19 protein-coding genes are annotated in these 21,788 nt (G+C 58.1%); 8 read left to right on the top strand and 11 right to left on the bottom strand.

The genetic code is table 11. From position 1 onward, the window contains the following. Positions 1–6: 6 nt before the first annotated feature. On the bottom strand, positions 7–1,890 hold the full coding sequence (locus tag RBB47_RS13665; RefSeq protein ID WP_305986367.1) for an ABC transporter ATP-binding protein: 1,884 nt from the start codon (positions 1,888–1,890) through the stop codon (positions 7–9). Positions 1,891–1,920: 30 nt separating this feature from the next. Next, positions 1,921–2,565, bottom strand: a complete 645-nt coding sequence (locus RBB47_RS13660; RefSeq protein WP_305986366.1) for a metalloregulator ArsR/SmtB family transcription factor — start codon at positions 2,563–2,565, stop codon at positions 1,921–1,923. 420 nt (positions 2,566–2,985) lie between these two features. Here RBB47_RS13660 and RBB47_RS13655 point away from each other — a divergent pair, with 420 nt between their 5' ends. The 3 genes from RBB47_RS13655 (at position 2,986) to RBB47_RS13645 (ending at position 6,240) form a co-directional block, all read left to right on the top strand. Continuing rightward, positions 2,986–3,444 carry a GNAT family N-acetyltransferase gene (locus RBB47_RS13655; protein WP_305986365.1) on the top strand — a complete coding sequence of 153 codons (459 nt, stop codon included), beginning with the start codon at positions 2,986–2,988 and terminating at the stop codon, positions 3,442–3,444. A gap of 433 nt (positions 3,445–3,877) precedes the next feature. Continuing rightward, the gene (locus tag RBB47_RS13650) at positions 3,878–5,875 is read left to right on the top strand and encodes a bifunctional diguanylate cyclase/phosphodiesterase (protein WP_305986364.1); all 1,998 of its coding nucleotides are present in this window, start codon (positions 3,878–3,880) and stop codon (positions 5,873–5,875) included. 44 nt (positions 5,876–5,919) lie between these two features. Next, positions 5,920–6,240 carry a DUF2293 domain-containing protein gene (locus tag RBB47_RS13645; RefSeq protein WP_305986363.1) on the top strand — a complete coding sequence of 107 codons (321 nt, stop codon included), beginning with the start codon at positions 5,920–5,922 and terminating at the stop codon, positions 6,238–6,240. An 8-nt stretch (positions 6,241–6,248) separates the two neighbouring features. Here RBB47_RS13645 and RBB47_RS13640 read toward each other — a convergent pair whose 3' ends face one another. The 4 genes from RBB47_RS13640 to RBB47_RS13625 all read right to left on the bottom strand — a co-directional run bounded on the left by RBB47_RS13640 (position 6,249) and on the right by RBB47_RS13625 (position 10,560). After that, a complete protein-coding gene (locus RBB47_RS13640) occupies positions 6,249–6,623 on the bottom strand; it encodes a RidA family protein (protein ID WP_305986478.1) in 375 nt (124 codons plus the stop codon). A gap of 67 nt (positions 6,624–6,690) precedes the next feature. Further along, positions 6,691–7,308 (bottom strand): MOSC domain-containing protein, encoded by a 618-nt coding sequence (locus tag RBB47_RS13635; RefSeq protein WP_305986362.1) that lies wholly within the window; start codon positions 7,306–7,308, stop codon positions 6,691–6,693. Positions 7,309–7,495: 187 nt separating this feature from the next. Beyond that, entirely contained in the window at positions 7,496–8,284 is a 789-nt protein-coding gene (locus RBB47_RS13630; RefSeq protein WP_305986361.1) for a hypothetical protein, read from the bottom strand. A 176-nt stretch (positions 8,285–8,460) separates the two neighbouring features. Further along, on the bottom strand, positions 8,461–10,560 hold the full coding sequence (locus tag RBB47_RS13625) for an FUSC family protein (RefSeq protein ID WP_305986360.1): 2,100 nt from the start codon (positions 10,558–10,560) through the stop codon (positions 8,461–8,463). A gap of 250 nt (positions 10,561–10,810) precedes the next feature. Here RBB47_RS13625 and RBB47_RS13620 point away from each other — a divergent pair, with 250 nt between their 5' ends. After that, complete coding sequence (locus RBB47_RS13620) at positions 10,811–11,128, top strand: DUF2834 domain-containing protein (protein ID WP_305986359.1); 318 nt, start codon at positions 10,811–10,813, stop codon at positions 11,126–11,128. Positions 11,129–11,267: 139 nt separating this feature from the next. Here RBB47_RS13620 and RBB47_RS13615 read toward each other — a convergent pair whose 3' ends face one another. The 3 genes from RBB47_RS13615 to RBB47_RS13605 form a co-directional block, all read right to left on the bottom strand. Next, on the bottom strand, positions 11,268–12,251 hold the full coding sequence (locus RBB47_RS13615; protein ID WP_305986358.1) for a peptidoglycan-binding protein: 984 nt from the start codon (positions 12,249–12,251) through the stop codon (positions 11,268–11,270). Positions 12,252–12,840: 589 nt separating this feature from the next. Next, positions 12,841–14,490 carry an energy-dependent translational throttle protein EttA gene (gene ettA / locus RBB47_RS13610; protein ID WP_305986357.1) on the bottom strand — a complete coding sequence of 550 codons (1,650 nt, stop codon included), beginning with the start codon at positions 14,488–14,490 and terminating at the stop codon, positions 12,841–12,843. 344 nt (positions 14,491–14,834) lie between these two features. Then, positions 14,835–15,851, bottom strand: a complete 1,017-nt coding sequence (locus tag RBB47_RS13605; protein ID WP_305986356.1) for an acyl-CoA desaturase — start codon at positions 15,849–15,851, stop codon at positions 14,835–14,837. 222 nt (positions 15,852–16,073) lie between these two features. Here RBB47_RS13605 and RBB47_RS13600 point away from each other — a divergent pair, with 222 nt between their 5' ends. Next, on the top strand, positions 16,074–16,439 hold the full coding sequence (locus tag RBB47_RS13600; RefSeq protein WP_305986355.1) for a metalloregulator ArsR/SmtB family transcription factor: 366 nt from the start codon (positions 16,074–16,076) through the stop codon (positions 16,437–16,439). Between the two features lie 137 nt (positions 16,440–16,576). After that, positions 16,577–17,530, top strand: coding sequence for a 2-hydroxyacid dehydrogenase (locus RBB47_RS13595; protein ID WP_305986354.1), 954 nt, complete (start codon positions 16,577–16,579; stop codon positions 17,528–17,530). 45 nt (positions 17,531–17,575) lie between these two features. Here RBB47_RS13595 and bla read toward each other — a convergent pair whose 3' ends face one another. Beyond that, complete coding sequence (gene bla, locus RBB47_RS13590; protein ID WP_305986353.1) at positions 17,576–18,457, bottom strand: class A beta-lactamase; 882 nt, start codon at positions 18,455–18,457, stop codon at positions 17,576–17,578. Between the two features lie 156 nt (positions 18,458–18,613). On the opposite strand from bla, the gene RBB47_RS13585 reads away from it, so the two are divergent. Further along, complete coding sequence (locus RBB47_RS13585; protein ID WP_305986352.1) at positions 18,614–19,489, top strand: LysR family transcriptional regulator; 876 nt, start codon at positions 18,614–18,616, stop codon at positions 19,487–19,489. A gap of 6 nt (positions 19,490–19,495) precedes the next feature. On the opposite strand, the gene mnmD is transcribed toward RBB47_RS13585, so the two are convergent. Continuing rightward, positions 19,496–20,284, bottom strand: coding sequence for a tRNA (5-methylaminomethyl-2-thiouridine)(34)-methyltransferase MnmD (gene mnmD, locus RBB47_RS13580; protein WP_371932785.1), 789 nt, complete (start codon positions 20,282–20,284; stop codon positions 19,496–19,498). A 31-nt stretch (positions 20,285–20,315) separates the two neighbouring features. On the opposite strand from mnmD, the gene RBB47_RS13575 reads away from it, so the two are divergent. Further along, a complete protein-coding gene (locus RBB47_RS13575; RefSeq protein ID WP_305986351.1) occupies positions 20,316–21,515 on the top strand; it encodes an FAD-binding oxidoreductase in 1,200 nt (399 codons plus the stop codon). Positions 21,516–21,788 lie beyond the last annotated feature (273 nt).

The raw sequence follows: 21,788 nt of genomic DNA, 5'->3' as shown, positions 1-21,788 counted from the left end.
ATAGGGTTATTCCGCTGCACTGAGTGCCAGAAACCCGCCGGATTGACGCTCCCACAGCATGGCGTAGAGACCGCCATTTGCAAGCAGATCCCGGTGCGTGCCTTGCTCGATGATGCGGCCTTTGTCCATCACGACTAAACGGTCCATCGCCGCGATCGTGGACAGTCGGTGGGCAACAGCAAGAGTTGTCCTGCCCTCCATGATGCGTGCGAGATTTTGCTGAATGGCAAGCTCGGCCTCGCTGTCGAGAGCAGAGGTCGCCTCGTCAAGGATCAGAATAGGCGCATTTTTCAGGAGCACCCTGGCAATCGTGATGCGCTGGCGCTGCCCTCCGGAAAGCTTGACGCCTCGGTCGCCGACATGGGCGTCAAGACCTTCACGGCCCTTGCTGTCCTTTTGTTCCAGAATAAAGTCGAGAGCTTCCGCGGCTTTCGCAGCGGCGAGGATCTCATCCTCTCCTGCCTGCGGCTTTCCATAGCGGATGTTGTCGCGAATGGAGCGGTTGAGAAGAGAAATGTCCTGCGTGACGACACCGATCTGGTTGCGCAGCGACGCCTGCGTCACCTCACGAATGTCCTGGCCGTCAATCCTGATTCTGCCAGCGGAAACGTCACGCAGGCGCATGAGCAGTGAAATCACCGTCGACTTGCCGGCTCCGGACAGACCCACAAGACCAACACGTTCGCCCGGTTCGATGGTGAGATTGAAGGTCTCAAGAACCGGTTTGCGGTCTTTCTGATAGGTAAATGAGACATTTTCAAAGTCTATCCGGCCGCTGGTAACATCCAGTTCCGATGCCTCCGGGTCATCCGTGATCTCGGGCCGGCTGGTCATGATCGGCATGGCATCCTTGATGGTCCCGAGCGTGCTGGTGATGGATTGCCCGACGCCAATGAAGCTGGAAGACGCCGCAGCCAGGCTCCGGGTGACTGTCAGGCCCGCAACAAAATCACCGATCGTCACCCATCCGCCGATCATGCCCCAGAAGCCGATCACGACAACCGCGAGCATCATGAGAACGTTGAGGAAATAAACGCCGCTGTCGGTCAGGATGTAGGACCGGTTCTCGCTATGCCGGGTGTCAATCGTTTCGCCAATGACTTTCCGGATAGCACCGGCCTCAGAATCCTCGGCGGCAAACAGCTTGACCATGGCTATGTTGGAATAGACATCGGTCATTGCACCCGTGGCGCGGGAGTTGGCTGCGGCAACTTTGGCAGACCGTTGCATATAAGCGGGGATCGCCAGCCAGGCGACGAGCGAATTGGCGACGATCCAGACGAATACCGGCAGCGCCAAAGGCCAGGACAGCGCCAGCAACAAAATAAACGAGCCGCCAAACTGAATGATGAGATACGGAATTCTTTCAATCGCCAGCATCATCTGCCGATGCACCGACATGGTGACCTGAGCAATCCGGGACGCGACCTGGCCGGCGAACGTGTCCTCGAAGAACGCCAGATCCTGGGCTTCCACGGCCTTGTGCGCCTGCCATCGCATTGCCGCTGGAAGCAGGATACGAACGGTCTGAAAGGCAAAGGTTTGCCGCAGGAGGAAAGCCAGTGGGTCAAGAAGCACAAAGAGCACGAAAAACCCGACCAGCATCCAGCCATGATCTGACAAAAACGCCGAGGCTCCCGACGTCGTGACCCCGTCGACAACAAAGGCAATTGCCCAGATGCCGGCCAATCCAAGGGCGGAGGAAATCATCGCCAGCACGGACACGATGACGAGCTGCCAGCGGAACATCTTGGCAAAATGCCACACCAGCCGCAGCGGCCCCTGGTCCGGCAGCGGTTCAACCGGCAGGTCAAGCGGCTTCAAGTGCGTTTCAAACGGACGAAAGTACCGATCGATCAATCCCGCAAAGAGCGGTCTGGCGAATGCCACGCCTTCAACTCCTGAAACTGTGTCCGTACCCTAAAGAGGATCCCTTGACTTATCGTGTGGCGCAATTCTGTACATGCAGCGGCGATCACCCGACAGCAGATGCTCGATTCGGCTGACGTTTACGCCCGGCCCAAGCACTTCCTGGAACAGATTGAGCTCAGAGCGGCAGAACCCTTGATTGGCGGTCGCAGCCGCGCAGATCGAACAATGATTTTCGACCAGGAGAAATCCGTTTTCCTCTTCGATCACTTCAGCCATGTAACCCTCACGGCTGCGAAGTTCGGCAAGCGCCTGCACCCTGCCGCCAAGATCCGGGGCATCCTCCATGGCGTTCCGGTAGGTCTGACGCGATTTCGCCTCTCGGTGTGCAATCAGCTTTTCCAGCCCCTCTTCGCCGTAAAGGTCGCTTACGCCGCTCAAGAGGCTCACAGCCAGATTGGAATGGCTGTCCGGAAACTGCTGGTGTCCGTCGTCCGTCAGATCCCAGATCCGTTTGGGTCGCCCGACAGAGCCTTTTTGGTCCGCGAACCCGACAAGTCCGTCCCGATGCAATCCGTCGAGATGCTGCCTGACGGCAACGGGCGTCACATTCAGGCCCTTGGCCAGATCTGCAGCCGTCTGTGGACCGGTGGCTTTCAGTGCATGCAAAAGGCGGTTGCGGGTTCGATCTGCCATGCGGCTAATATAGGGTCATTTACACATAAAAAAATAGATCTCTTATCTTATTGATGCGCACTGGCGGGATAAGCAAAACCGTATTTTCACCGGGATCGAGGCCCAGGCCGTGGACGTATCATCGCTGAGCCAATTCGACCATTGGATTGAGTTCAAAGCCTCGTTAGGATACGTCTCATGAACGCTCGGCACCCATGCCGAGCCACGGAGATTTTATGTTCACGATTGCGGGCAACCGCTAACCCCACGCATTGGGGTGGCCGATTCTGAAAACGGGCTGACGGCTTGCCGTTTCAGCCGAGTGTAAATTTGTGGCCTGAACACCCTCACCCTTATCGAAAATCAGACATGGGCAACAGGCCCGAAGTCCGTTTCTGCAAGCCAAAGAGCGCAGTTGCGGCTGATTGAAAGACAGTTTCAATGAAAATACGACCCACAAAGTCAGAAGACATTCCAGCCCTCAAATTGGTACTGGATGGAACTCACCTCTTTCCGAGCGATTTGCTTGCCGGAATGGTGAGCGACTTCCTTTCAGGTGATGAAAACGGGAGCGTATGGCTGACCGCCATAGAGGATGGAGACGCCATTGGCTTTTGTTTTGCGACACCCGAAACCTTTACCGACGGTACATGGAACATGCTCGCGATCGCAGTGCTTCCCGAAAAGCAAGGTGGTGGCGCAGGCGGCGCTTTGGCCACCGCGTTGGAGAAGCTCCTCTCTGACCGAGGCAACCGGGTGTTGATCGCCGATACGTCCGGCACGGATGAATTTGCTCAAACCCGCGCGTTTTATCGCAAGTACGGTTACACCGAAGAGGCCCGAATTCGGAGCTTCTGGGCTGCAGGTGACGACAAAGTCGTCTTTTGGAAAGCTCTCTAGGGACCAGCCCCTGGCCAAACGAAGGCGGCGCAGCTTAGGTTGCGCCGCTTTTCGCTTTGTCTCGCAAATCAATCATCGCCCGCCGCTCGACAACACTCCTGTGACCAGCTGACAGCAAACGAGTCTCTAATATTGACTCAACGCTCCGGGATCAGGCCTGACCACCGACGCCCGTTCTAGCCGCACTTCTTGATCTCACGCCGGCTGCCAAGCAGATCGACGATCAAGGCAAGGACAATCGCGCAGGTGGCGTTGCCGTCTTTTATGGCTGGTCAGACCACGCAAAAGGATACATTGTGATCCAGAGACAAAAATACTGCGCTCCGGAAACACTTCGTTACAACCTTTTGGCGTTCGGAAGATAATAAAGTCGACCATTCTAACTCTTCTTTTAGTTTCTTCCCTTTAGAAACGAATAAATTTGGAGGGATTGATGGACAGGATCCGGGCTTTCCTTAGATGGATGATGATTGACCCAAGTCATCCCGAGGTCGCTCAAGCGCAATACAACGAGCTGAAAACCCAGGTCCCTTCGCTTTACGCGTTGTTGATGGTCAACGCCGTTGCGGTCGCCTACACCCATTACGATGTCGCACCGTTTTATCTGACCGTCGGCGTTCTCATTCCGATGCTCTTGCTCACCTCGGTGCGCATGGTTGCATGGCTGCGCGCGCAACGGCTGACGCCGGAGCCCGAGGAAGCCATCCGCAAGTTGCGCCAGACCGTTATCCTGGGCAGCCTCATCGCCGTCATCTACATCACATGGTCACTCAGCCTGGACGGATATGGCGGTCCGGAAGAGCGCGGGCACGTGGCACTTTTCATCGCCATTACCGTGATCGGTTGCATCTTCTGCCTGATGAACCTGCCACAGGCAGCGCTCATGGTCATGATCATCGTGACCGTGCCCTACCTCATCTACTATGCGATGCAGGACCAGGATGTTTATCACGCGATTGCCATGAACATTTTCCTGGTGTGTCTGGTTGTGTTGCAGGTTCTGATCAGCAGCTACAGAGGCTTCGTCAAGCTCGTCAGATCCCAATTGGAAGTGGCAGCCAAGCAAAAGGAAACCGAGCGGCTGAACGCGGAGAACGAGCGGCTTGCGCAAACCGATGCGCTCACCGACCTGCCGAACCGCCGCTATTTCTTCAACCGTCTCGAAGCTCTGATTGACGACCTTGAGGGCGCTGACAGGAAATTTGCGGTCGGCGTGATGGATCTCGATCGCTTCAAGCCGGTCAACGATACCTACGGACACAAGCTTGGCGACCAATTGCTCATGGACGTTGGGCTGAGGCTGAAATCGCTCGAATTTGCGGATATCGAAGTTTGCCGGCTTGGTGGTGACGAATTCGGAATTCTCTTCCTCGGCGACCCTGAGAAAGCCGCTGCAACCGGTCAGGCGATCTGTGACCGCATCAGCGAGCCTTACCGGATAGGCGATCTGCAATTGACGGTCGGCGCCTCCTGCGGCATTGCGCTTTATCCGGAAGCCGGCAACACCGCGCATGTCCTCTTCGACCGGTCCGACTATGCGCTGTACAACTCAAAGACAACGTCTCGTGGCAAGGCAACGGTCTATTCCGCAGAGCACGAGGCCCGTATCCGGTCCGAACGCGCCGTTGAAAACGCAATGCAGAGCGCGGATCTGGACCAGGAGTTTCAGGTCTATTTTCAGCCCGTCGTTTCTCTGCCGGAACGGCTCATCGTCGGCTTCGAAGCTTTGGCGCGCTGGAACAGTCCGGTTCTTGGCTGCGTTCCACCAGACACGTTCATTGGCATTGCCGAGCGCACCGGCCAAATCAATCGGCTGACGCTCTCGCTTTTCGAGACGGCGGTCCGGCAAATCAAGATGCTTCCCGGCGACTTGTGCCTGTCCTTCAATCTGTCCGCTCAGGACATCACATCAGTCGAAACGGTCGACGCACTGCTGGAGATCGTTTCCCGGCACGATCTCAATCCGAAACTGATCACGTTCGAAATCACCGAAACATCGGTCATCGACAGCTACGAAGCCGCTGAAACCTGCATGCAGACACTGCGCAGCGCGGGCGTGACCCTTGCGCTTGACGATTTCGGAACAGGCTATTCGAGCCTCGGCTACCTTCACCGGCTGCCGATCGATTGCGTCAAGGTTGACCGAAGCTTCGTTGCCGGCATTCACGACCCTGTTGCGAGCGGTGTCATCACGTCGATCATTAATCTGTGCCGCTCGATGGAGATGCTCTGCGTTGTTGAAGGCGTTGAGGACAGAAACCAGCTCGAGCTGCTGAAAGCCCTGCGGTGCAACCTGGTTCAGGGCTATCACTTTGCCCCGCCCCTGCCGTTTGATGAAGTGATCAACAGCGTACGTGCAAGTGCACACGTCGTCGGGCTGCCTCTTTCCAGCGCCGAAGGCATGGAGGAGTTGAGGCTTTCGCGAGCCTGACGGGACAGTTCTGCAAAGCTTCCGGCGCAAATGAGACGAGTGGCATGAGTGGTGGCACAAAGCGGCAAAAGGAAATGCGCAAGGCCCTCAGGGCCCTTCTGCCGCGCGTACCGATGCATGACGCGGAAGCGATCCTGACGATTGCACTTGCCGGGCACCTGCGCCACCTGCCGCCGACCATTTCGCTCTGGCAGGCAACGACCAGCCACATCCGGCACGAACTCACCGAATACGATGCTCTTTTGGACGAAGGTTATGACCGGGATTCCGCGCGTTTCTTCGTCCTTGAGACGATGAACGAAATCCTGCGCGATTGGGGCTGCAATCGTGAAGTCACCAACGCAGCCGAGGATGAGGTGAGCTGACAGGGATATCAGGGTCTTCGGGCTATCAGATCGATCTCGACAAGCGCATCGACGGCAAGACCGGAGACACCCACGCAGGTCCTTCCCGGAAGCCTGTCCGGCGGAAAATAGGTCAGGTAAGTTTCGTTCATCGCCTTGTAGTCGCGCTTGAATTCGGTGAGATAAACGCGCGCAAAAACAACATGTTCCAGCCCCAGGCCAACACCGGCAAGCACCAGTTTCAGGTTGTCCATCACCCGCCTCGTCTGGGCCTCGACACCGTCCGGCAACGGTGCACCCGGATCATCCGGATCGGTCGGCATCTGCCCGGTGACAAAAACCCAGCCATCCGCTTCGACTGCGTGCGAAAACGGGGCGACGGGCTGCGGCGCATTGCCGATCATGTGATGAATGGGTAGCACGTTACTCTCCCGGGACGTTCGAATTTGAGATGCCTGGAAGCATACCGCGTCAGCCGCGCGGATAAATCCATTGTTCTGGGATATGCGCGGTCACGGTTTCCCCGCCTTTGATCACGCCGGGTTTTTCGACATATCCGACCAGTCCACGCAGGCCGCGGGCGACATTGGGAAACAAAAGATCGAGACCTTGCCGATCCGGATAATTTGCGGCTATCGCCGCGCCCGCAAAGCGGCAGGGGGCGTTGTCGCCGTCGACGCGGATCACCAGGCCTCCCTGGAAAACCAGCCGGGTACGCGGCGGTATTCTGGTCAGGTTCGGGATCGCGGACAGGAGAATGTTGCCGCCGATCCACTCCGGCCTCAGAACATCGATTTCCATCTTGCCGGCAATCACCGACAGTTCTTCAACCGACAGGATAGAAACCTGTCGCTCGTTACACATTTCCGTCCCGCGCGGATACCAGGGTTCCCGGCCTCCCGACTTGCGCGTGAAACCGGCATGGCGGTCGCCTGGAACACCCTCAAAAGAAAGCTCAAGATCTTCAATGGCGGTGGTCTGAAAATCATCCGGAGAGGTTGTTCGAAAGACACCTTCCACTTGCCCATCCACCTTGAACTTCGGGGCAACCTTGAATTCTTCGGGAAGCAAGGTGAGCTGTTCGGTCATCGGGTTCTCCTGTCCGTCGTGAACGAGAAGACTTAATTCTGTCCGTCCATAGACGCCAGCAAATCAATTTGATCAAAACATCAAATGTCTTGATCCTTTTGGTGCGCCTTCGGATCAGGACAGCGAACCCAAAGCGACAAGCAAAAGGCCCGCTACACTGTGCGGGCCTTTCTTCAGGCTTTACCGTTTACTGCAGCGGATAAGAGCAAACCATTGAGGTGTGCTGTGAGTTGATCCAGCAGTTCGGCGGCAGCTGGCCCGTCGGGATCGGGTAGTAGTAGTAAGTCGGCTGTTTCGACGCGTTTGCTATGGCCGCTCCGGTCGCAACACCCGCTGCGTAGGCACCCGGGTGATAGTAAGGCCCGTAAGGCGGGTAGTATGGGCGATACGGCGGATAGTAGGGGTGATACGGGTGATGCCAGGCCCGGCAACGCGGATCCTGAGGCGAGTGATAGCAGTACGGCCCATAGGGCTCGAAGCCGACCGAACCGGAATGATGCACCGCAGTCGTGCTGTGATGGCGCGGCGGACGCGAACTGCGGTCAATGAATAGCGCAACGCCTGTTGCACTCTCCGGCAGTTCACCACGCAGAACTTTCACGCCATAGACAACAGAAGATCCTTCGATTTTCGCGGATGTCAGCTCCACCAGCGCAGGTGCCTTGTCGGTCGCGCTCAAAACGGAAACAACTGCGTTGGGAGGGTCCCCCTTGAATCCGTCTTCGGCAGTCCAGAACGCCGTGAAGTCTTCGTTCGAAATCTGGCCGCCAACGCGGTAGGGGCGGTCACTGAAGAACAGGACGCCGGTATTGGCATCCGACAGCGTAAGCGAGCTGCCGTCGTATGACATTTCACCTGCCTGCTGCACGAAGTCGTATGTCGGCGGCGGCGTCGGGTCCGCATTCACGGGCTGAGCGTTCTGGGCGCTCGCAGTTCCGGTCGCCATCGCGGCCAGAAGGCCTGCGCCTATCATCATACCACGTGGAAATCTCAAGCAATTCATCTTCAAGTACCTCCTCCGGGCCATGCGGGGTGCCCGTTTGCTGATACGCAAACCTTGCACACACCTCCCGTTCAGATTGTGACATAGAACACAGTCTTTGTTGCTAATTGAAGCCGGATGAAGGCCAGGAAATTAAATATCGGTAAGTCTCAACCTGATCCGGTGGCAGGCTCAAGATCGGACGCTGCCGACCAGATGTGCTCCTGCCTCAAGCCGTCAAGGCAGCGAACCACCTTCCTTGCGTAGTAGAGTGTTGCGACCCAATCGGTCATCAGCTTGATGTCTGCTTTTTCCGGTGGTGGCATTGCCGCCAGCCACTCTTCGGCAAGGCCAGGGACCGTCTGCCGCGCCTTGTCCTTCAGAACGGTTTCGAATTCATCGAGCACGCGTTTGTCCATCCGTGCGAGCAAATCCTCCAGCGTGGCGTCGGAGGGATTGCCCGCTGCTTCCTTGCGAACAGTGGCCCGGGCCTGCCGGTACAAAATCACATAGTCGGCAAGGACGATCACCAGAACATCGAGATCTGCCGTTGCGTGGCCGAAAGACGACCACGGGACCTGTTCGGCGCGGTAGTTCTTGGTGGAGGCAACGAGGTTCATCGCGTCTTTTCTGAGCCTGGCATAATCCTGCCTGTCCTGCGCGGGCGTTGTGCTGCCGGACTTGAGAAACTCTTCACAAGTCGTCAGGTAGCTGCCAGCGAGACCTTTGACGCTTTCGCCGCTGCGTTTGGGAAACAACAGCCAGGCCGCCGTGAGACCGACCGCGGCTCCGATCATCGTGTCGTAAAGCCGCTCCCAGAAGCCGGACACCGGCAACCCCGTCAGCGTCTCCAAACCGATCAGAACCAGGAAGCTGATGAAACCGACAGCGACGCCGTAATTGCGTTCGAACAGGATGATGATCGGCGGCAAAAGGGCGACGATCAGGAACAGCCGGACTTCCGGCAAATCTGCCAGAACCGGTTCCAGGGCAATGGCAAGGATGAAGCCCACGGCGGTTCCCACAGTCCGCTGAATGGTTTTCTGGATCGTTGCACCCAGACTGCTGCACATGACCACGATGACCGTGATCGTGATCCAGTAAGCATGCGATAGCTGAAAATAGGTACCGATGCCGTATCCGACCGTTGCTGCGACACTTGCCTGGACGGCCAGGCGCCAGGAGAGCCGTTGAATCAGCCCTGCATTTGAGCCTGTCTGGGCCGGAGCCTTGGGACGCGTTTCGATCTCTGCATTGCCGTCGGACAGTGTCCAGAGGCGGAAAAAGGCCTGCGCAATGCGCAAGATCTGGAACTCGTCTTCCTTGCGAAGACCGCTCTCGCCCCGAACCCACTCGAGGTCGGGCTTGGTCATGCCCTTCACATCCTTGCCGGACCTTATGCGCATGAGTATGCCGCGAAGCGCTTCACGATAAGCCTTGTCCGCGATGAGAGAAGCCCGGACGTCCTGCGGAAGGACTGCGACTGCGTCCCGGACGACTTCAAGCGCCAGACGCATCATGGTGGCCGATTCAGGCGATAGGCCGCGCAGATCATGATCCGCACCGGCCAGATCGGCGCAAAACTCAAGCTCGGATCGCAGACCGGCGAGATCGTGGAGCGTTACGCGGCGGCTTCTTTCGTCGGTGATCTTGCCGTTTGCAGCCAGGTCCAGATATTCGGCAATCGCCTTGCGGTTGGTTTTTTCCACCTGCTCGAACGTCCGGGAGGCCGAGGGTCGCCAAAAGCCGATGCGGACCACGCCGGCGACCGCCACCCCCAAAACCGTCATTGCGGGCAACCAGATACCGGCAGAATGCGGCAGACTGGACATGATCACGAACAACCAGAAGATCGAGATCATGCGCCCGGCCCGCATCCAGAAAGGCCCTAGCCCGTCGAGACCGAAACCGACGGCGATCACCACGATCCAAAGTGGCTGCAAAACCTTGGAGGCCGAGGCCCCTGCAACCGTCCCCAGCGCCGCACCGACGGCCGTCAGCAAAACCAGGATCGAGCCGAATTTCGCGATCTCGATGGCCTCGTGCCGGCGCGTGGAGATAGGTGTGAACAGGAGGACGTGCGCGGTGGCGGCAGCGCAAACAACTGACAGGGTAAAGCCCGAGATACCGTCCACATAGGATGCAAGGTGATCTGCAGCCAGAGCAGCGACAACGACGGCCAGCGTCAGATGCAGTCCGCGCACGACGCGCAGCCCACCAGGGTCGTAACGCATGATCCGTGACACGGTACGGGAGACGATCTGGTGCATGACGTGGCTTGAGCTTATCCCGGTAATCGACTGCAATGACTAAACTAAATGTAACGGAAACCTGCCGGACTGGAATCCCGATCGCATGCTGACAGAATGCCGTCATTTTGCGCCGCTCGTAAAGGTCCGTCGGATTGGATTGCCGTGATCTTCAAGCCCCCCGCCGACTGTTCCATTCCCTCCAAGGGAATTGCGTTCCGGCTGCCTTGTGGCACAAGTCAACTGTCTGACACGCGGAAAATGAAGTGCAATGAAAACCCTCTATCTTGCTGCCGCCATCTTCGGAACGCTGGTTCCCTGGCTCTTCTTCGCTGGCTTCATCGCCGAGAACGGCGTCTCTCTTCCTCTTTTCGTCGCCGAAGTTTTTGCGACCCGACCGGCGACCGGGTTTGCCGCCGATCTTTTGATCTGTTGCGCCGTCTTCTGGATCTGGTCGTGGCGGGACGCGCGTGAAAACGCCGTACCGGGCTGGTGGCTGACACTCCCAGCCGTCTGGCTCGTCGGGCTCTCGCTTGCTCTCCCCCTCTATCTGTGGATGCGCGAGCGCGCGAGGGAAAGTCACGAATGACCTTGAATAGAATAGCGCGCTGTGACGAGGTCGTGAGACAGAGCGTCAGAGCACGAAGTGTTCTTCGATTTCCCCGCCCATCAGGCGACCGGCTTGGCCGGTCGCTTTAGGCTGCTTTTTTTGCGAAAAGTCCAAACGCTCAGGCGACACCATCGAAATTGGTCCGATTGTTTTGCCCCAGAGCAACCCTGTTGGTCCGCACGAGGGTTGCCAGTTCGTTCAATGTCTGTGTCTGGATGGCTTTTGTGCCAAGAAGCTGCCTGGCAACTTCGTCCGCTTTCAGGAAGATCGGGTTGAGGCCCTGGGTCGCCACCGACGTTTGAGGATCGGTTTGGGCTCCACCGGTGAGAATGTGGTGAAAGGTACCCTGGGCAACGTGGGCGATGGTCTCAGATTTGTCTCGCGAAAATGCCGGCCCGGACGGGTTGCTGCCGAATGCACGGATATCACAAAAGGCATGCGTTGCTTCGTGGACCACCACGGCCCTTTCATGATCCGTGGTTATGCGCGGAACAGACATGGCAAATGTGTTTGCTCCGACAATCACGTCGCCGGTAAACTTGTTCAAGGCGTCGCGCGCGAAATAGACTGCGGACACGTTCGGCGGCAGCACGTGCTGTTCCGCGGTGATGTCTCCAATTTGGATCGCGTCACGCACTTCCTGAAAACTGCTTCGCGAAATGTGGGTACCCTGCACAATGAAATTCACGTCGGCCAGGCGCGGGTGATCAAGAACGCTAATGATGGACTGGGCGAGGTTTGCGTTGGGGTCCGTGGCATCGCCCATGGTCGGGATGCGCGCCAGCGTCACCGGCGTGCGCAGCAACTTGTCGAAAACCCCCATTGTCTGTTCACCGACGATACCGTCGACACCGAAATCAGGATCGGACTTTCGCTGCTTGCGCTGAAAATCGATAACCGCGCCCTTGGTTTCAAATCCGAAATCACCGTCTGGCGAGCCGTATTTTGCCGTGGATTTCGGGAGCGGATGTTTTAGGTCTATCAAGGCCTGTTGCACGTGGCGGACATAGAGCCCGGTATCGCCGAATTTCATCGGCGGACTGTTGTCCGCTGTCTGCTGCAGCCGCATGTTCCAGTTGAAGCGCGGAGACGTCAGTCGCATCGCTGTCATCCTTCTGTCTGCCGGCAGACTGGAAACGGCTTCAGGCCCTTGCACATGAAATTCCGGAGGCCGTCGGCGAAAACCCGAAGGCGGTCCTTTATGTGCTCTGCGGGGCCACGCCAAAGTTAGCGCCGGCGGTAAACCTCAAAAAAATGTCTAAGCACCCGAACAGTTTTTCGGTCGGTCACACAGTCGCTTCCGGCGCAATTTCACCGGGCTGGGCTTTAATGTGGTGCTTTTCTGCCCGCTTTGCCAAAAGGTTTTGGTATCAATTGTATCACCCGTCAGAGTTGCCGGTGACAAAGCGTCAGCTTCACTCATGCGCTGTTCCCGGATGCGCCGCTGCTTGGAAAAAATGGCCCCGAAAAACCGAGTTTCGCCTTCGCCCTCATCCTGAGGAGGACCGCAAGGTCCGTCTCGAAGGATGGGCAGAGACCTCCGAAGCGCGCCGCCAATCCTTCGAGACAGCACTTCGTGCTTCCTCAGGATGAAGCCGCGTAAACTCGACCCTGTGAGCGGTTCGCTTGCGTTGGAAATAAAAAAGGGCAGTCATTTGACTGCCCTTTTTCAGCATTTTTTTGCGCAAGTTTTACCGGGTCAGCGGCTTGTACTTGATCCGGCGCGGGTCGGCGGCGTGAGCGCCGAGGCGGCGGACCTTGTCCTTTTCGTAGTCTTCGAAGTTACCTTCGAACCACTCCACGTGGCTGTCACCCTCAAAGGCGAGCATATGAGTGGCCATGCGGTCGAGGAACATACGATCGTGGCTGATCACGACAGCACAGCCGGCATAGTTCTCAAGGGCATCCTCAAGCGCTGCCAGGGTTTCGGTGTCGAGGTCGTTGGTCGGTTCGTCGAGCAGGAGAACGTTGGCGCCCTTCTTCAGCACCTTGGCAAGGTGCACCCGGTTGCGCTGACCGCCGGAGAGGTCGCCGACCTTCGCCTGCTGGGCCGGGCCCTTGAAGTTGAACGACGAGCAATAGGCGCGCGAATTGATCTCCTTGCCGTCGAGATAGATGATCTCGTTGCCGTCGGAAATCTCTTCCCAGACCGTCTTGTTTGCGTCGAGCTTGTCACGGGACTGGTCGACATAGCCGAGATTGACACTGTCGCCGATGGTGATCGACCCGCCGTCGGGTTTTTCCTGACCCGTCAGCATCTTGAAGAGCGTCGACTTGCCGGCACCGTTCGGGCCGATCACGCCAACAATGCCACCGCGCGGCAGCTTGAAGGTCAGGTCCTCGATCAGGAGGCGGTCGCCAAAGCCCTTGGAGACCTTTTCCAAATCGATGACATTCGCACCCAGACGCTCGCCTACCGGAATGAGGATTTGCTCAATGGTCGGCATGCGCTCTTCCTGCATGGCGACGAGATCCTGGTAGGCGCGGATACGGGCCTTGGACTTGGTCTGGCGGCCCTTGGGGCTCATGCCCATCCACTCACGCTCGCGGGCGATCGCCTTGGAGCGGGCCATGTTCTCGCGGCCTTCCTGCTCCATGCGCTTGGTCTTCTTTTCAAGATAGACCGAGTAGTTGCCCTCATACGGGATACCCTGGCCGCGGTCGAGTTCCAGGATCCAGCCGGTGACATTGTCCAGGAAGTAGCGGTCGTGGGTGATGATCAGGACAGAGCCCTTGAATTCTCTGAGGTGACGCTCGAGCCAGTGGACGGTTTCGGCGTCCAGGTGGTTGGTCGGTTCGTCCAGCAGCAGAAGGTCCGGTTCGGACAGGAGCAGCTTGCAGAGTGCAACGCGGCGGCGTTCCCCGCCGGAGAGGCTCTCCACGCCACTGTCGGACGGCGGACAGCGGAGCGCTTCCATCGCCATTTCAACCTGGCTTTCCAGGTTCCACAGGTCCTGTGCGTCGATCTCGTCCTGAAGCGAGGCGGCCTCGTCAGCGGTCTCGTCCGAGTAGTCCATCATCAGCTCGTTGTAGCGGTCGAGCTTGGCCTGCTTGTGGGCAACGCCTTCCATGACGTTTTCCATGACCGTCTTGGTTTCGTCGAGCTGCGGCTCCTGTGGCAGATAGCCGACCTTGGCGCCTTCGGCAGCCCAGGCCTCACCGGAATATTCCTTGTCGAGGCCTGCCATGATTTTCAGAAGCGTCGACTTACCGGCCCCGTTCGGACCCAGGATGCCGATCTTGGCGTCCGGGTAGAAGGACAGGTGGATATTGTCGAGGACTTTCTTGTCGTTATAGGCCTTGGACAGGCCATGCATGTGATAGATGAACTGGCGCGCCATGGGGCTCCGCTTCTCCACTTTCGAAAACTGACGGGAATCTTTGGAATTCTGCCGCGTCTTTTAGGGGAAACGGGCGCCGGGGGCAATGGGGATCTGTCCGCATTCCGTGTGATTTGCTGAACGCTGCGCACAGAAGGTCTTTGGCCAACGAATAGACCGCAGGGAACTGGGCCGTGGCGCGTAGCACCTCCATTGGTACAATCCGGATACCTCATCATAGTCATCCCCGACTTGATCGGGGATCCATTGGTTCTTGTATCGTTGGCGTATTCCCCGCCACGAGCGGCTTCGCCTAGAGCACCAAATTCGTTCGGCATTGATAAATGTGTGGATTGGATCCCCGATCACGTCGGGGATGACCGCTGTGTGAGGCACTCGGCTTGCGCCTTTTGCAGGTCCGACAGCCAAGCTTTTGTCGCTGCGGGCGTTACAGCGTATGCCTCATTGAGCGTCAATCCAGATCGTGCTTCCAGGGTCTCCGGTGTGTTCACCTCCCAGGCGAGCCCAAGCCGTTCAAGCCCTCTCACCAGCCACCAGCCCAAATCGGTCTGTCCTGGGAGAAAACCGAGTTGCGCCGATTTCGGGAAGGCGTGATGGTTTTCGTGAAAGGCTTCGCCGAAGGTGACCAGGCCAAAGTGCGGGAGATTGTACCCCTGGACGCAGGCGCCTTTGACGTAAAGCAGTTGCTCCTTCGGCTGATGGGCATAGTAGCCGACAAGCCAGTGACCGATCAGCGAGACAGAAACCCGGCAGCATATGCCCCAGACGACGAAAGGCAGACCGCCGAGGAGAAAGAGTGGAACCGCGATCACAAGTTGCTGCGCCATCCATGTCTTTTCAACGACCCGGTAGAAGGCATCGTGGGCGATATCGTCTTCGATCACGAAGCGCGGTTCCTGCTTCAGATTGATGCCGCAGCACAATTGCCAGTAAGCATCTTTCCAAAACCCGGCCCGGTGGGCGAAAAAGTCGTGACAATCCGGTTGCCGCTGGCCCCAGTCGCGGAAATCATGCAGGCGGATCATGCCGAAGGGACCGGCCATGCCGACCAGCACGCCGAGATAAACCAGCAACTTTTCGATCCATCGCACCGTCTTGAAGGAACGATGGATCAACAGCCTGTGCATGCCGACAGAATGGCCACCGCAAATCGTCACCGCCGTAAGCAGAACAAAGACAGCGAAGGCCGGCCAGGTGAATGTTAGCGGTCCGGCGATCAATGCGACCGCAGTCATGCCGGCGATCCAGACAGTTTTGACCGGTTTCAGAACAACTGTGCCGTGGACCGGATTGGCGCTGCCATCGGCAAACACGCGTTCCGTCGATACCGCTTGCGAATGCTCATTGCAGGTCGAAGACATAACTTCCCCTCCTCCGCCCGCAGCCGGGCAGACGTTCTCGCAGTCCGGGGCTGACCCGAACCTCAAAAAAGGTTGTAAATCCGCCCACCGAAACCGATGAGCTCTTGCCTTCAGAAGGGACGTCCATTATTTAGGCAGTAAGCTAATTACCATCAATTATATAATTAGGCAATTACCTAATTATGAGATGATTAACGCCTTTTCGCAGGAGCACCTGAGGCCATGAGCGACCAGCCGGACATCTTGAGCGCAGCCGAACCCGGTGGCATCCAGAAAGTCTTTGAAGCGCTGGCATCTGCGCCGCGCCGCAAGATCCTTGCCTATCTGGCCCACAGTTCCCTGACAGCTGGAGAGATCGCGGACCGCTTCGACATGTCGAAGCCTTCGATCTCCCAACACCTCAACGTGCTGGAAAGCGCCGGTTTGGTGCAAAAGGAAAAGCGCGGCCAATACGTGCACTATTCAATTGTTCAGGAAAGCCTTGCGAACACGCTGAACGGCTATGTGCAAGAGGTCTGCCCGGTTTCGCGGCCGCTGAAGAAGGAGAGTGCCTCTTTGCGCGACAAGAAGGCTTCCGAAGAAAGCTGAGCGATTGAATGCCGGAAACAGTCAGTGTGTGCGCCGGTATGTGATCGTTCACATTTCCTCTTTCGCGAACCGTCAATTCTTGTAAAGTCCGGCATAAATTCCAAGAGTTCAAATTCTCTCCACGCTCGGACACCCCCATGCAAAAACCCGAAATCCTGATGACCAAACCGATGCTGCCTATTGTCGAGGAGCAGTTGGACGCCGAGTTCACCGTGCACCGTCTGCATCAGGCGGAAGACAAGCAGGCGATGCTGGCGGAGATCGGCGAAAGGATCCGGGGTGTCGCGCTTTCCTGGGCGCGGGTTGATGAAGCATTCCTCAAACAGCTCCCCAATGTCGAAATCGTCTCGAGCTTTGGCGTTGGATACGATCATGTCGACACCGATGCGTGCCTCAAGGCCAAGGTCATGGTCACCCATACCCCGGATGTGCTGACAGAGGAGGTCGCTGATACCGCTATCGGCCTGATGATCATGACCGTGCGCGAGTTGGGACAGGCTGAGCAATATCTCAGGAACGGCCACTGGAAGCCCAACGCCCCCTACCCGCTGACCCAGGCCACCCTGCAGGGGCGCACGCTCGGTATTTTCGGGCTCGGGCGGATCGGCAAGGCGATTGCAAAGCGCGCAGAAAGCTTCGGCCTCTCCATCCACTACCACGGCCGCTCGCAGCAACCAGGCGTCGACTATCCCTATCATGCAAGCCTGGAAGGTCTTGCGGCTGCCTGCGACACGCTGATGGTGGTTGCGCCCGGTGGCGCGGAGACCCAGCACGCTGTAAACGCCGAGGTGCTGAAAGCGCTCGGCCCTGCCGGCGTTGTCATCAATATCGGCCGCGGATCCGTCATCGACGAAGCAGCGCTGATTGCCGCTCTCGAAGACGGCACGATTTACGGGGCCGGTCTCGATGTTTTCGAACATGAACCGCGCGTCCCGGACAGCCTGCTGAAGCTGCCGCGCGTGACCGCACTGCCCCATGTCGGCTCCGCCTCGCAGGCGACACGCAACGACATGGGCCAACTTGTCGTCGATAACCTGAAAAACTGGTTTGCGACCGGGCGCCCGCTGACACCCGTCCCGGAAATGAAGTAACCGGCAGGCGCCGAAAGGTTTTCCCGGCGCCAGACGGCCTTTCCGTTAGCGCAGGCTGTCGGCAAGCGCAGCGCCGATCCCGGCAATCGCCTTGTTTCGGGTTTCGAAAGCAGCTGTGGTCTGGGTGATGTAGACAGCAATCACAAGGGGTGCGCGTCCCTCCGGCCAGATGACGGCGATGTTGTTGCGCGATCCGTTGGCGCCCGCGCCTGTCTTGTCCGCAATGCGCCAGGTCTTCGGCAGTCCTGCGCGCAAGGTCTTGTTGCCGACCTTGTTACCTTCCAGCCAGTCCGTGAAACGTGTTCTTGCTGTCTCGCTCAGCCCCTCTTCAAGGACAAGTTTTTGCAGCGTTTCAGCCGCGGCGCGCGGCGTCGTCGTGTCTCTTTCATCGCCCGGGATGCCTGTGTTTGAGTCCGGCTCCCATCGGTCCACCCGCGTTTTGTCATCACCGATGCTTCTCAGAAAGGCTGTCACTTCCGGTGGTCCGCCGAGCGCCTGCATTACAATATTGGCCGCGGCGTTGTCGCTGATCGTGACGGTGATCCCGCAGAGTTCTTCAAGGGAGAGACCTTTGCCGCCGACCAGCTTTTCCGTCACCGGTGAATAAGAAACAATGTCGCTTTCCTCAACGATGACGGACTGCGTGCGATCAACCGTGCCTTTAGAATCGGCGTCCAGAAGGGCTGCGCAAAGAAACGCCTTGAACGTGCTGTTTGTCGGAAACCGCTCATCGCCCTTGTGCGACCAGGTTGTCCCGCTTTCGGTATCGATGATTGTCACCCCGACCCTTGCCGAGAGCCGGCTTTCGATGTCTTCCACGACAGATGCGATCGGTGCCGGATCGAACTCAGCAGCTTCCGCCGGGGCTAGGGCCGCAAATGGCAACAGGACGCCCAGAAGGGCGTGTTTGCAGATGCCTGATCTCATGATGGTCTCCTGAAGAGGTCTTCTAATCTGCTTGCCGAACCAGCCCCCCGGTCGGGTGTCGAGCAAGTGAGTTCGACAGTGCCGTCCCTCGACACATTACACAAATGATGATTAGTGGGGTTAGACATGAGAAAAACTTGGCCATAGAGCACGCCCATGGAATTTTCAAGAATACCTCTCAATGCCTTACGGGCATTCGAGGCCTCTGCACGGCTTCAGAGCTTTACCCGGGCCGGGTTAGAACTCAGGGTGTCTCAGACTGCTGTCAGTCATCAGGTGAAAGTCCTGGAGAAAATCCTGCAGGTGTCCTTGTTCAAGCGGCAGCCGCGAGGCGTGTCGCTGACCGATGAAGGCCAGGCTTTGCTGCCTGTTCTCAGTGACGCCTTCCGCCGCATGAGCGATGCGCTCAGCCGCTTTGAAGACGGCAATTTCCGGGAAGTTCTGACAATTGGTGTTGTATCCAGTTTCGCGAACGGCTGGCTCCTGAACCGCCTCGGCGATTTCTCGTCTCTTCATCCCCACGTGGACATACGCCTGAAAACGAACAACAACCGCGCCGATTTGCTGACAGATGGGCTGGATTGCTTCATTCGCTTTGGAGACGGCAGCTGGCATGGCACGGAAGCAATCCGCCTCTTCGGCGCCAGGCTGTTTCCGGTCTGTGCTCCTGATCTGGCCAAGGAGATTTGCGAACCGCCGGATTTGCTGGAAAGGCCCTTGCTCCGCTCCTACAGACTGAATGAGTGGGCGCTCTGGTTTCAGACGGCCGGCTTGCCGTCTCCACGCAGTCGCGGTTGGATGTTCGACAATTCGCTTGCCATTGTCGACGCGGCGGCAAAAGGAGCCGGCGTCGGTCTTGTGCCGGTCCGTCTGTTCGAACGCGACCTGGCAGAGGGACGGATTGTTCAGTTGTTCGATATCGGCATCGAAACCGGGAGCTATTGGCTCACCTGGCTCAAGTCGCGCCAGGAGACAACCGCGATGCAGGCATTCCGAAGCTGGATTACGAACCAAGTTGCTGCGGAAACATAAGACACATCAGCCCCTGCGACCGACGACCATTTCGCGCTTGCCGGCAAAACCCTGTTTCTTCTCAACGGAGAAACCGGCGGATTGAAGATTACGCCGAACCCAGCCGGCGGCCGTGTAGGTGGCGAGCGTTCCATCCGCCGCCGTCAGGTCCGCGGCCCATTTCAGGAGGTCCGCGTCCCAAAGCTCCGGGTTTTTCGCCGGGCTGAAACCATCCAGATACCAGGCATCGATTGGTGCAATGGCGATTGCTCCAGGCTCTTGACCGTGACCTTCCAGCGCAACATCAGCGATCATTTCCCTGGCATCGCCGACGCCGAGACACAGCTCGGCACCGGACACCGTCATCTTGTTCCAGCCCGGCTCCGGCACCCAAACGGCAGTCAGTTCATCGGCAAGGTCTGCGAGATCGGGAAACGCCCCCAACGCGCGGGTGAGCTGGTTTACTGTCAGCGGGAACAGCTCGAACGACAGGAACGTGAGCCTTGGCGTTTCCTCTAATTCGGCGAGTGCTGCGAGCGTTGTGAGGAAGTTGAGGCCGGTTCCGAAACCGAATTCTGCGATTGTGAAGGTTTCACGTCCCAAAAACCGCTGCGGCAAGCCGTTGCCATTCAGAAAAACATGACGCGTTTCCGCCAAACCGCCTGCTTTCGAAAAGTAGGTGTCGCCGAAACCTTCCGCCCGGGGGACATCGCTGTCGAGCCACTCAAGTTCAGGTGCCTTTGTCGGCATGTCCGGTGTTCCTGCCTTCCAGAAGCGGTCCTTGCGACAAGTCAGTGCCGCTAAAATCTTTGCCAAGTGCGCCGTGTTCTCATAAGAGAGCCGATCAATGCAATCAATCCCGGAGACCGGACACATCATGGTGCCAGCCGCCGCCCCCACCTACGATCTTGCAGTTGCAGGTGCTGGTATTTTCGGCCTCTCGATTGCCCACCGGGCGATCAGGCAAGGGCTCAAGGTCGTCGTGCTGGAAGCGCAGCACGTGGGAGCCGGATCGAGCGGTGGATTGCTGGGTGCCTTGATGCCGCACATGCCGGCGCGGTGGAATCCGAAGAAGGAATTTCAGTTTCAGGCACTCCGCTCGCTTGAAAACCACATTCGAGAACTGGAGCAGGAAACCGGGGCGGATTGCTGCTATGCGCGCTGCGGCCGCATCCTGCCCCTCACGACGGAAGACAAGCTTGAGCACCATCTTGAACGCGCCAAGGAAAGCAAACTTCGCTGGCATCCCGAACAGACCGGGTTTTCCTACGTCGTGGAACCAGCCGGGAGCCGCTCTGACTGGCTGGAGGCTTCCGCCGCGCCCTACGGTATTGTCTATGAAACGCTGGCCGCGCGCGCGTCTCCTCGAGACTATCTCGCTGCCCTCGCCGGCTTTGTCAGGCACCGCGGCACGTTGTTGGAGGGGGCCCGTGTCACCGGTTTCGACGAGCAGACCGGCAAGATTTCACTTGCGGACAAAGACCCGGTGAGCGCCGCCAGGCTGGTACTTTCCGGCGGGTTTGCAGCATTTGACCTGATCCAACACTTCACGGGAGAACAGATCGGGCGCGGTGAGAAAGGCCAGGCCCTGCTTCTTGAGGGAAAGGGTCTTGAACACCACCCGGCGATCTATTGCGATGGGCTTTATGTCGTCCCGCATGACAAAGGCACGGTGGCCATCGGCAGCACGGCGGACCGCGACTTTGAAGATGCTGCTCCCTCGCCGGCCCGCTCGGCGGAACTGGTGGCACGGGCCACCGCCTTTTGCCCCGGGCTCAAAGGCCGCCAGGTCCTGACCGACTGGGCCGGGATCCGGCCGAGATGCAACAAACGCGATCCGCTCATCGGCAGGTTGCCGGGATACGAGACGCTTTTTGCCGCGACAGGCGGCTTCAAGATTTCGTTCGGCATCGCCCATCTTGTTGCCGACTGTCTTGTGTCGGAAATCACCGGCACAGCGCCGCAACTGGAATTGCCGGAGACCTTCCGACCGGACCATCATTTCGGCGCGAACCGTCTGGCGGCGGACGGTTGGGTGAAGGCGTGAATTGCCGGCAGGTTTCCAGTGTTCAAGTGTATGCGCGTCGATCGGAAAACAGCAAAGCTTACTGCGCCAAGTCGATAATCAGAGCAATTTCTTAAGGTTGTCGTCCCGGTTTGCCGCGCGAGCGACAAGACCGGGACCCAGTATTCCGTGTGACCGGTTCTTTGAAACACCGGCTGGACAAGAGTTTACTTGATTCCGGCCTTCCGCCGCGCTCCAGCCGGAATGACAAGCGTAAAACAGGCGCTCACCCCACAGGGCCAATTTCCCGGGGGA

It is taken from the genome of Roseibium sp. MMSF_3544 (assembly GCF_030732845.1).
Classification (GTDB): Bacteria; Pseudomonadota; Alphaproteobacteria; order Rhizobiales; family Stappiaceae; genus Roseibium.
Note: the sequence above shows the minus strand (reverse complement) of the source record. Positions and strands in the feature narration are given on the sequence as shown.